Raw genomic sequence first — 10,829 nt, forward strand, 5'->3', positions numbered from 1 at the left:
CTCGTGCATGGCGGTGCGCTAGATATCGTTCGGGCGTCCTTTCCCGACGCACCTACACCCTGGGTAGATCTCTCCACAGGCATCAATCCTTGGCCGTGGCCGGTCCCCCCGATCCCCGAGGCGTCGCTCCATCACCTTCCCAGACGCGAAGCCTTCGATGCTTGCCGGGAAGCCATGGCCAGCGCGTTCGGCGCTCCGGTGGACAGTGTGCTGCCCGTGCCCGGCAGCGAGCTGATCATCCGTTTGCTCCCCAGCGCGCTCGGCGCCTCATCCCGCCAAATTTGTCTGGGGCGCGCGACTTACGCCGATCACGCGATCGCGTGGCGCGCCGCCGGTGCCGCCATCCGCGAGGTCGACGACCCGCTGTCGGCCGATCCCGACGAGGACGTCGTGATTTGCAACCCCAATAACCCAACCGGACAGACGTGGGAACCAGCAGCGCTGGAAGCGGCATGGGCGGCGCGCGAGGGCACGGACCGTTGGCTGATCATCGATGAGGCGTACGCTGATCTCACCCCGACCCGATCGCTAGCACCGTCGGGCGGGCGCGACGGCCTGGTGATCCTGCGGTCGTTCGGCAAGTTCTTCGGTCTGGCCGGCGTCAGGCTTGGCGCGCTCATCGCGCCAGGTCCAGTCATCAAGGCGGTAGAGCAACTGCTCGGGCAGTGGGCGGTCGCCGGCCCGGCCCTGTGGCTGGGAACGCGCGCCTACGCGGACAGAGGCTGGCAGGAACAAACGCGTCAACGACTGCAGCAGGGGCAGGAGACGCTAGATCACGCGTTGCACGAGGCCGCCACGGCCTACCAACTCACAATTGAAGGCGGTACTGCGCTGTTTCGCTACGTGCGGGTGCGCGACGCCCATGCCCTGTGGTTCGCCCTCGCCCGATCCGGTGTGTACGTGCGGCGCTTTCGCTGGTCACCACACCACTTGCGCATCGGACTGCCCAGCGATACGCAAGGCCTGGAGCGCCTGCGTGAGGCAGTTACCCCTTCAGCTTGAGGGAAATCCCGGCAGCAACGAACTCGACGGTGGCGACGGTTTGCGCAACGCGTTGGTTGAGGCGTCCCTGCGCGTCGCGAAACGCCCGACCCAAGGAGGTCTCCGGCACCAAGCCCAGGCCCACTTCGTTGGACACGAGCACCACCGGCACGACGCTCTCACGAAGTGCGGCCAAGAGCTGATCGGTCGCCTCGTCAACACTGGGCTGGCCCGCCTCCATGACGTTGGCTAGCCACAGCGTAAGGCAGTCGACGACGATGCCGTCCGCCCGATCCTGCAATTGCCCTATCGCCTGCGCCAGGCCGAGCGGCGACTCCACCGTCTCCCAGTGTGACCCACGCTCCTGCCGATGGCGTTGGATTCGCGCCGCCATTTCACCGTCGCGCGGCTCGGCGGTGGCGATCATCGCGGGGCGGCGCATGGTCCCCATTAGCGTGAGCGCGCGAGCGCTCTTGCCCGACCTAGCGCCGCCTAGAACCAGGGTGTGCAGTTGTTCGGTCACCAGTAGGTCGCTCTCCACGTGCCCTCGGTACTAAGCTGCCGGCCCCGGCCGATCTGACTGGGCGCGAGCTAGAATCACTCTTCAACCGCCCGCCCTATGACGAATAGGGGATAACGGCTCTTAGGAAGCTCTGCACAAGCCTGGCCGGCAGCGATGTGCGTCCAGCGGCGTGAGATAAAGGCCGCAAGCTTACCCACTTTCCCCTTACAGCGTGCCGAGGCGCTTGCCGCCACCCCTAACCGTGAGTGCGCACGCGAGCAATGCGATCAGGCGCCGGTACCACGGTACTTGCTTACTGATCTCCCGCGACGCCGCTCCGTCCATCGCGCTTACTGTAGTGACGCTCGGTGAGTTCGTGCCGTTCCTGCGCTTCTAAGCAGAGCGTCGCAATTGGACGCGCCTCGAGACGACGCAGGCCGATCTCTTCGCCCGTTTCCTCACAATAGCCATAGGTTCCATCGCTGATGCGCTCCAGTGCGGCATCAACTTTGCGAATCAACTTGCGCCCACGATCACGCGTTCTCAGCTCCAAGCCGAGGTCGGTCTCCTGGGTCGCCCGATCGTTCGTATCGGGAAGCGCGCCGCCGCCCTCCTGAAGCAAGTCGATCGTGCGATCCACCTCCTCCATCAATTCCCTCTTCCAGTTCTCGAGGATGGTGCGAAAGTGCTCGACTTGACCTTCGCTCATGTAGGGCTCGTTTTTCTTCGGTTTGTAGGGCGCCACACCGTTGGTACTGCGTCCTCCAGAGCTGTTCTTGCGAGGGGGGCTTGCCTCACTCGATCGGCCGGTGCTGCGCGCTACCACCGTCTTCGAGCTTGCGTTGGCTTTGGCCTTGGTGTTTCGGCTGACCTTCGTGGTCTTTGTCGTCGCCTTACGCCGGTTTCTTGGTGTTTCCGCCATACTTCGACCCTCGGTGAGCGCAGTGCGTTGCTTTGAAGGAACCCGCCGACGGCCGCTAACGAGGAGCGGCACTCATATGCCAAGATGGCAGAATTGCGACGGGCGCATCTAGCGTGGATCTGGGATGCTACAACGTCACAATCTGGGCCCACAAGGCTGTGAAAAGTAAGGCAAGAGACCTTCCGCCACGTTTGTCACCGGCAAGCACCAGACGAGCGCGCAAGTGCCGCAGGCCTCAGCCGCGCCATCACGTTGTGGGTGGAGATCTCCTCTCGCTCCACCTCCACCCCTTGGGGGTTTCCGCGCCACCTAGTGCGTGGCGAACTCGTCGAAGCGCTGCGCAAGCGCCACCGTGCGAGGCAGCGTGTGTTCCAGCGACCACTTGCTGTTCGTTAGGCTAGTTCGTTGCTCCTGATACATGAACGAGCCATTCCTTGCCTCAGTATCATCGATCAGCTCATCCAAGGGACACGCGCTCCCCACAAAGAAGACACGCTCTCCCCTGAGCTTGCACGCAAGGCGGCGCTGGTTCAGCGTTCGCGGTCGCGAGACGAAGTGCTCAAGCACCTCGTCCCACTGGCCGCCGTGAAGCACAATGTCTCCGTGCACGAATTCACTCTCTTGCTCTCGCAACCGGGCACTCAACGGGTTCGATCGGCCGGTACAGTCGATCAGCAGGTCGATCTCGAGGCATCGCGAACCGGCCGACAACTTCAATGCGCCTCCGTGGGGCATCACACTCACGAGCTTGTCGGCAATGCACTCGATTCGCGCTCGCGCCCGTTGCCAGACGTCCTCGGACAGATCGAACGGGGTATCCCCATCCCAAAAGAACTCGATCACGCCGCCCGAGTGGCAGTAACGCTGCTTGTTCCGGAAGAAGAACTCCTTCACATCGGTAGCTTGCTGCCCTATCCAAACGACGGATCGTGGGAGCAAGGGCGCTTCCTCAGGAAAGCCGTAGTGCTGGTGCGGGTAGACCATTGGCAGGAGATACTCGATGACGCAGTTTGCGGTATCCCCGGCGCCCACTACCGCCACCCGCTGGTCCCGAATGCGATCATCAAGCGCCCCACCAGCGAAGCGTGTAGAGATAAAGTCATCGCCTAAGATGATCCGCTCATTCCCCCTACCCAACGCGAAGGGTCGCGTCGCGGGTTCGCTAAGGCCGTTGGCGACCACCACGCTGTTGCCCCGAACAGCGTGATCGTTGCTTAACACCTGATACCCATCGTCGAGAGGAATCACATCTTTCACCTCGAAGTCGAACGCGATATCCGCGTCCGCGTGGAACATAGCCATCGTTGCCAGCTCATAGAGATGCTTGGCGGTCGGAAACGGTCTTTCGGCAAGTTCATCGAAATCACTGAGTTGAACAAAGTGCCCCGGCATGATGTTCGAGTTGAGTCCGACCGACGAGAAAGTGGGGGAATTCAAGACCAGCGAGTCGCCCAATCTGGCAAACGTAGAGCAGATTGTCGAACTCCTTTCGACGACGAGGACGCTCAGATTCGGGTGAGTGCTCCTGAGTGTGAGAAGGAAACCAGCCGCGTGCATTCCCGCACCCACCAGCACGATGTCGTAGCGCTTTGCGAGAGGCGGTCGTTTGCGCCGTAGGTAGCTGCTGGCAACATCCACGTAGCGACGTCGATTGCTCCGCTCGTGGATGAACTCCCGAATCCGGCACGCGAGGGATACCGCTCCCAAGCGCTCGAGCGTCCCAGCCTGCTCCAGAAGCCGCATCGCTGCTTCGGCACTATCGCCGAAGAACGACCTATCGGAATCGGGTCGCGAAACGGATTGTGCTCCGGCGGAGACAGGAACGTAAACCTGGGTCGGCTTAAGCATAGGGACCTACGCAAGGTCCTCGGTGTCTTGGTTTCTCCCTAGCGGTCCGCTGTAGCTCCACTCGGACCGTTCATACCGCGCCTGTGCCCCAAAGGACAACCTGGCAACGGGCCGCGCCTCGAGCCGACGATGTCCGACTTCGTCTCCAGTCGCCTTGCAGTAGCCATAGATTCCATACCAGATTCGTTGCAAGGTGGTGACTACCCCAGCGCGAGCGTTCTTCCGCGCCGCTGGTATTGCCCCTGTCACTTCAGTTTCCCTCGCAGGCCAGCGCCACACTTCCCTCGCTGAGCCGTACACCCAGCAGCCCCCTAGCTGACCTGCAGCTCGGGGAACGGGTTCGGCAGAGCCGCCCAGGCGGCGCTCTCAGCGGCAGCTAGGCGTTCGTCGAGAAGGCACGCGTTGAGGCCGGCGCGTATCGCCGCCTCGTCCATCTTCTGGCCGATGAAAACAAGCTGCTGCGAGCGATCGCCGAAGCGCGGATGCCAGGTGGATTGCTGGTCAGGTCGCTGCCCATCGGGCTGGTTCCAGTGTTCGCGAGGCACCGCTGCCCACCACATGCCAGCCGGGTTCACGTTGTTGACACCGCCAGCTTGGGCCCATTCGTAGGCGACACGGTGGTCAGCCGCTACCCAGAAGAACCCCTTTGAGCGAAGAACACCAAGCCAGTTGGTTTCGTCTGCCAGAAACGCTGCCAGCTTTTCGGCATCAAAGGGCTTCGAGGTTCGATACGTGAAACTTGATACTCCGTACTCCTCAGTCTCGGGCACGTGCTCGCCCTGAAGCTCGCGAATCCAACCTGCGGAACTTGCGGCCTTGTCGTAATCGAATAGGCCGGTGTCGAGCACACTCTGAAGCGGTACGCGCCCTTGAGTGGCCGGGAGAATCCTCGCGCCAGGGTTCAGCGCCTTGACGATGGCCTGAACCTCAAGCGCCTGATCGTCGGACACGAGGTCGAGCTTGTTCAAGACGATGACATCGGCGAACTCGATCTGGTCGATGAGCAGGTCCGTCACAGTACGCTCGTCTTCCTCGCCCAGTGATTCACCGCGATCTTGAAGGGCGTCGGCGTCATTGTAGTCTCGCAAGAAACTCGCCGCGTCCACCACTGTCACCATCGTATCGAGGCGCGACACCTTGCTGAGGCTCACGCCCTCCTCGTCTTCGAAGGTGAAGGTCTGCGCTACCGGGATAGGCTCAGAGATCCCCGTGGACTCGATCAGCAGATAGTCGAAGCGGCGCTCCTTGGCGAGCCGAGACACCTCGGCGAGCAGGTCATCGCGGAGCGTGCAGCAGATACACCCGTTCGACATCTCAACCAGCTTCTCCTCGGTGCGCGAAAGCTCTGCACCGCCGCGCTCCACGAGAGCGGCATCGATATTGACCTCGCTCATGTCGTTGACAATCACCGCGACTCTCCGCCCTTCGCGGTTGTTCAGGACCTGGTTGAGTACGGTGGTCTTGCCGGCACCGAGAAAGCCCGACAGCACGGTGACGGGAAGACGCGGGTCACTTGGGGAGGCTTGCTGGTTCAAGGTCTCAAGTCCTTGTACGTTAGGTGAAGAGGAAGAGTAGCCACCGCAGCGTTACGCGAATTTGCACACGTATGACCGAATCGCGCCTGGCACTGATCAACGATGGGCGGCAGCACACTAGTGAACACGGCCTTGACACTCAGCTTCGGGTGCGTGACGTTCCGCACGAGTGCACGTACAAAGGGCCATCGCCCCACCAAGCATCTCGTACGCGGATCACGATCGCCGACGTCTTATGGCCATAGTCGCCGCGGTACGCGGCTTGGCGGAATACCTCGGATACCGCAGCAAGATGTAATGTTATAACGTAACGATTCTACCCGACAAGAGCAACCAGCATGCCCGAGTTTGATCCTGAGACCGTTCGAGCCCTCGTAGGCGACCTTGCAGACGGTGAGCACACACTCGACCTCCGGGGCGTATCCCTGCGCACCGCCCTCAACTCGATCTCCCGGATGCTCGAACGACAACACCCGGAGGGGCTAACAAGCGTAGTGATCCTGATCGATCCGGCAACCGAGACCAGTGGAGAGACCCTCTTCCTGCCGGTGGGTCAAAAGCTCCTCGAGGCCAGAAGGCGAGGACTCGTTGCCCGCTTTCATCCTCTGCCGGAAGCTGACGGGGGTGGGTTCTACGCTGAGTTGCCACGCGGTGCTTCAACGGGAACACGCAGCCACAGCGACTCGTGATCCGCCGGCTGCCCCGAAACGACTAGGCCAGTCACCTCAGGCCAAACCGCCGCATTGGATAGCGATCAACGCCGAGGTGGATGACACGCCGTGCGCAAACCATGCGGCCGCTCCCACCGGTCGATAGATTAACCGAGTTAAACAGGTCACTGATCTCGCAAGCACTCGTAGGAGATGTCTGGACGACTGGTCATCCCGTACGTCCGATCTAGCTCGCGCGTGGGCATGCAGAGTTCGTGCGGCTGCGGACCAACTACGCTTGTTGCCGACGAGCTAATGCCGTACGAGTGGAACCGGGCCCGTGACAAGGGACCTGAATCCCCTTGCTTAGCTACCTACACCGGACATCCAGCTCGATCCGAAACATCCGCGTCAGCCGAACGCAGGTCAGCAAGCTCTGACTCCGTGGGGAAACCCTGATCGCTGCCGAAGATCAGAGCGATCTCGCCGGCGCGTGAGCGCCCCTTCCAGACTCGCGTACTGTGCTCTTAGGAGGAAATCGTCTAGCCCGTCGCCGTTCACATCCCCCGCAGCGCCGACGGCACGACCAACGCGATCGTTGAAGCTCTCGCCCTTCAGCACCACGCCGGCGGAGCCGTCGCCGCCAGTCGCCACTAACAGATCGGATAGCTCCACCTTGCGTCGAAGGTGCGCGCGTGTGCGCTGGAAGCCCCTACGCCTACCGCGGCTACAGCCGCGGCCACCAGGGTCACCGTTCGTGATGTACTCAGCGCCCGGCGTACGGCGCAGGGCAGACTGCACACCACGGGCAGGAGCGTCTCGAACGTCGACTTGATAAGCTTCGCCGCGGCGGGATACGACAACGCGGAACTACGCGCGAAACCACCAAATGCTAAGAAAACAAACGATCCGTACGTTGCGGAAGACTCTCGAGTGGGTTGAAACGCCGGTCCAACTCCCTTCGAAGTGATCGACAAAGTTGGCTAGGCAGAGTTTGTCCTGCAGTCTTCTGACACGCCGATCAGATCACACTCCGAACGAGACAGTGATACAACACCCCCGTGAGTTGCGTGTTCACCAGTGGTGATGTTACCAGCGCAGTGCCTCATCTGCGGAGATGATGATGCAACAAGTTTGCAAACCAGCTGTCAGCCCCGGGGCTATGGAGGATCGAAGACGTTCAACTCATCTTGGATCAATGGGTCGCTCAAGGTGAGCCTCTTCGACCTCACTCAGGAGCAGAGCGACCTCTGGATGGACTGGTGTGAACTGGAGCCCGCTTTGCCCGTCGAGGGCTGGGTGACACTCAGCGACGCGGGCAACGCCCTCGATTGCAAGTCGCTCATCGCATCGACGGTTACAGCTGTTGGAATTCCAGGTCCCATTGACGAGATCCTCGAGATGGCGCTCGGGTTCATGTACCCGGCATGAGGCGGAGACAACTCTTGCGCCGACAGGATCGCTGAGCATTACTAGACCGAGCGCAGGTGCCCAACCGAAGACCCGCACCTTGGGTGCAGATTCCCCAAGACGGCCGGCTAGGCGGAACGAGTACGTGTAGGGCGTGTGCTCGCGAGGATACCAAGGCCTAAGAGCATCAGCAGTGGTGTCATCGGCTCGGTGATAGCCGTCGCGAACACGACGTCGAATGTTAGTCGTGCCGTCGGGTTGGCGTCATTCACCACTCCCATCAACCCCCCAAGGCGAAACGCTGTAGAGTCTAGTACCGAGAAGGAGTTGATGGTAAGTGGACTTCCGCCCTCGGCGATAAAGTTCCTAAGGTCTACGACGCCCGGACCGTCCAAGTCGGAGAACGTGAGGTCCCAGTTCGAGAACCCTCGCGAGTTTTCCCTCGGGCCCAGCGAGAAGAAGATGGAAATCGTGTCGTGATCGACGATGTCGATGTCGACGCGACTATTCTCAATGCTCACAAACTCTACGCTGAAAAGGTCCCCGATGGCGACTTCGTCTAAGAAGTTTCCGCCGAAGGCGTCGGCGCGCAGTCGGATGTCATCACCGATGAGCGTCGCATTCACGCTCGGTGATAGGGCGCAAAGTGCTGCCAGAAGAACAAGCGAGTGTCGGATTGATCGAGGCATGGGTTCGTCCCTTTCTACGTTTCTGTTGTACCCGAACGATCAGTGCGTCGTGAGGAGTGAGGCCCACTACTACTCCTTGTTCGTGGAACGCCACAAAGGTGGGGCGCGGAAGGCCAACGTTTTCGCGCCGTTTCGGTGGCCTGCGTGATTGGGACACACCGCTAACCGAGTAGAACGGAATTCACGTACGGATACTCTCACCGGATTAGCGGCGTTCGAGGGGCCGCCGATGATCTCGGGCTTCACGCTGGGGCTGGGGTCGCGGGGTAGTCGTCACGAGACCCACTTTGCACGTGCGGACGGTTCCCGGATATCCGAGTCGCTGATGCGGCGGGCAATCGGCATCAGCGTCGCCTCATCAAGACAAACACCGCAAGTACTTCCTGGAGCGAGCGGTCGGCAAGGTACGCGCGGACGGTCTCGGCGATGAGCGATGGACTCGCGGCATCGTAGGCGGCGACGGCGCCGCTCGGTCAACGATCGCTGCTTCTACGCCGCGCCGGAATCGCCCTTGGAAATCAAGCTCCCACTTGATCCGGTGAGTTCGAACCCTCTGCAAAATCCACATGTGAGGGCATCAGCGCGCGTAACGCGGCACGACCTAACGTGGCAACAGCGAGCAGGCCTGCCCTACTGCACGTACCGGGTTGTTGCCAATCCCTCCCAACCCATCGGCTACTCTGTTACCCACATGGTGGAGTGAACAAGCGTCAGCTCAAAGCGCTCTTCCCGGACGTCTGCTTCGTTGTCGATGCGGTAGTGCACATCCAGCCGTAGGGTTCTCGGGCTGCCGAAGGCATCCAAGCGTGCGTCCGTGTGTCGAAATATGAGTACACGATCTTCGTAGTGCTTATAGTCAACGTCTTCGTAGGGGTAGTAGTAGTAGGCCCACGGCACCCTCGTTGTAAGGACTTCCGACGTCTCCCCTGTCAAGACCGCGTTGCTTGCCGTATCAGTGAGAGTGACCGACAGGAGACGGATCGTGAGCGGCTGCTTGGACACGACCCGTAAACTTGCATGGCGCTTAGGGATATTGCCCGCTTGGGCAAACCGATGGAAGTCCGGCAGCAAGATGTGGTCAGCATCAAGTAGCCTCACGGTTTCTTCCGCGCGACCGTGCCTTAGGCTTTCACGCATCCGATGGGTTCGTATGTCTCGGTAGTCCGTGACAGGCACGGGTGTGCAGCTGCATAGAATCAGTAGCAGCAGGAGTGCAAACAATAGAATTATTGAGTGCAACCGACCTTGCGCGTGAGTCGGCGTGATTGGGCTGGCCTTGGGGGCAGCACCGTGCTTACAGATCATCCTGACACAAAGCTACTATTGGGTGACATGACGTAATCAGAGAACTGATCCTGAGCTTGCCTCCACGCTGGCTGACAGAAGGATCGTCGAGGGCATTGTGAATCGTAAGCGAGAGCGTAGGAAGTGCTGCGTTTCGAGGCCATACGAACACCATGGAGGTTCAACGGTATGCCCAGACGGAAGCAGAAGGATCTCAGTCCAGCGGGAAAAGAGTGCTGGATGAGCTGCTCAAGCACGGCGACATCAAGACGAGGGGCGATGTTGAGCGACCGTTCGCCGACCTGAAGTGAAGAAGACATCAGTCGAGCGGATACCCCCCACTGAGAGTGTCGGACGTCGAGCACGTCCTGACCAACACGTTACCCCTCCAACCGCTCCTCCGCCTCGAGCAAATGGCGCCTGAGCATCTCTACATACTCCCCCGGCGCCTGCCACAAGCCACGCTGGATCGCCTCCATCAACCGCTCGCAGATGTCGTGCAGCGCGTCCGGATTGTGCCGCTGCAGGAACGCGCGGGTATCCTCATCGCCTACGTAAGCATCGGTCACCGCCGCGTACTGGTCGTCCCGCACCACCCGCGCGGTGGCGTCGTAGGCGAACAGGTAATCCACCGTAGCCGCCATCTCGAAGCCGCCCTTGTAGCCGTGGCGCTTCACGCCGGCAATCCACTTCGGATTGGTCACCCGCGAGCGCACCACACGGCTGATCTCCTGCGCGAGGCTGCGCATGCGGGGCGCGGCGGGGTTGCTGTGATCGCCGAAGTACACCCGCGGCTGCTCGCCGCGGTAATGGCGCACCGCCGCCGTCATGCCGCCCTGGAACTGGTAGTAGTCGTCGGAGTCGAGTAGGTCGTGCTCGCGGTTGTCCTGGTTCTGCACCACGAGGTCGATGGTGGCGAGGCGCTCGGCGAACCCCTCGCGCGCTTCGGTACCGTAGTCCTTGCGCCCGTAGGCGTAGCCGCCCCAGTCGCGGAAGGCGCGGGCCAGG

General features: G+C 61.2%; 11 protein-coding genes and 1 pseudogene. 3 read left to right on the plus strand and 9 right to left on the minus strand.

The genetic code is table 11. The annotated features are described in order from the left end of the window. The first annotated feature begins 3 nt into the window (after positions 1–3). Positions 4–1,002 carry a threonine-phosphate decarboxylase CobD gene (gene cobD / locus AAGA68_18445; GenBank protein MEM9387049.1) on the plus strand — a complete coding sequence of 333 codons (999 nt, stop codon included), beginning with the start codon at positions 4–6 and terminating at the stop codon, positions 1,000–1,002. On the opposite strand, the gene cobU is transcribed toward cobD, so the two are convergent. The 5 genes and pseudogenes from cobU to zigA all read right to left on the minus strand — a co-directional run bounded on the left by cobU (position 986) and on the right by zigA (position 5,788). Continuing rightward, positions 986–1,522, minus strand: a complete 537-nt coding sequence (gene cobU / locus AAGA68_18450) for a bifunctional adenosylcobinamide kinase/adenosylcobinamide-phosphate guanylyltransferase (protein MEM9387050.1) — start codon at positions 1,520–1,522, stop codon at positions 986–988. The genes cobD and cobU overlap by 17 nt on opposite strands. Positions 1,523–1,796: 274 nt before the next feature. After that, positions 1,797–2,231: pseudogene (gene dksA, locus AAGA68_18455) on the minus strand (RNA polymerase-binding protein DksA). Positions 2,232–2,714: 483 nt separating this feature from the next. Continuing rightward, positions 2,715–3,707 (minus strand): hypothetical protein, encoded by a 993-nt coding sequence (locus AAGA68_18460; protein ID MEM9387051.1) that lies wholly within the window; start codon positions 3,705–3,707, stop codon positions 2,715–2,717. 552 nt (positions 3,708–4,259) lie between these two features. Beyond that, complete coding sequence (locus tag AAGA68_18465; protein MEM9387052.1) at positions 4,260–4,553, minus strand: TraR/DksA C4-type zinc finger protein; 294 nt, start codon at positions 4,551–4,553, stop codon at positions 4,260–4,262. A gap of 11 nt (positions 4,554–4,564) precedes the next feature. Continuing rightward, positions 4,565–5,788: a zinc metallochaperone GTPase ZigA gene (zigA, locus tag AAGA68_18470; protein ID MEM9387053.1), complete on the minus strand. Its 1,224-nt coding sequence runs from the start codon at positions 5,786–5,788 to the stop codon at positions 4,565–4,567. 338 nt (positions 5,789–6,126) lie between these two features. On the opposite strand from zigA, the gene AAGA68_18475 reads away from it, so the two are divergent. Continuing rightward, positions 6,127–6,477, plus strand: coding sequence for a hypothetical protein (locus AAGA68_18475; protein ID MEM9387054.1), 351 nt, complete (start codon positions 6,127–6,129; stop codon positions 6,475–6,477). A gap of 387 nt (positions 6,478–6,864) precedes the next feature. On the opposite strand, the gene AAGA68_18480 is transcribed toward AAGA68_18475, so the two are convergent. Next, positions 6,865–7,113: a hypothetical protein gene (locus AAGA68_18480; protein ID MEM9387055.1), complete on the minus strand. Its 249-nt coding sequence runs from the start codon at positions 7,111–7,113 to the stop codon at positions 6,865–6,867. 537 nt (positions 7,114–7,650) lie between these two features. On the opposite strand from AAGA68_18480, the gene AAGA68_18485 reads away from it, so the two are divergent. Further along, positions 7,651–7,869, plus strand: coding sequence for a hypothetical protein (locus AAGA68_18485; GenBank protein ID MEM9387056.1), 219 nt, complete (start codon positions 7,651–7,653; stop codon positions 7,867–7,869). A gap of 107 nt (positions 7,870–7,976) precedes the next feature. Here the strand turns inward: AAGA68_18485 and AAGA68_18490 are convergent, their stop codons facing one another. The 3 genes from AAGA68_18490 to AAGA68_18500 form a co-directional block, all read right to left on the minus strand. Beyond that, positions 7,977–8,537: a hypothetical protein gene (locus AAGA68_18490; GenBank protein MEM9387057.1), complete on the minus strand. Its 561-nt coding sequence runs from the start codon at positions 8,535–8,537 to the stop codon at positions 7,977–7,979. Between the two features lie 675 nt (positions 8,538–9,212). Beyond that, on the minus strand, positions 9,213–9,635 hold the full coding sequence (locus tag AAGA68_18495) for a hypothetical protein (GenBank protein MEM9387058.1): 423 nt from the start codon (positions 9,633–9,635) through the stop codon (positions 9,213–9,215). 566 nt (positions 9,636–10,201) lie between these two features. Continuing rightward, positions 10,202–10,829, minus strand: a 628-nt coding sequence (locus tag AAGA68_18500) for a cobaltochelatase subunit CobN (GenBank protein MEM9387059.1), incomplete at its 5' end; no start/stop codon positions are given.

The organism is Pseudomonadota bacterium (genome assembly GCA_039193195.1).
Taxonomy (GTDB): Bacteria; Pseudomonadota; Gammaproteobacteria; order Steroidobacterales; family JBCBZW01; genus JBCBZW01.

Bases quoted from the DNA above. Each gene is read 5' to 3' on its own strand.
- AAGA68_18490 (MEM9387057.1), bottom strand. From the start codon at position 8,537: ATGCCTCGATCAATCCGACACTCGCTTGTTCTTCTGGCAGCACTTTGC.
- AAGA68_18460 (MEM9387051.1), bottom strand. From the start codon at position 3,707: ATGGCTATGTTCCACGCGGACGCGGATATCGCGTTCGACTTCGAGGTG.
- AAGA68_18475 (MEM9387054.1), top strand. From the start codon at position 6,127: ATGCCCGAGTTTGATCCTGAGACCGTTCGAGCCCTCGTAGGCGACCTT.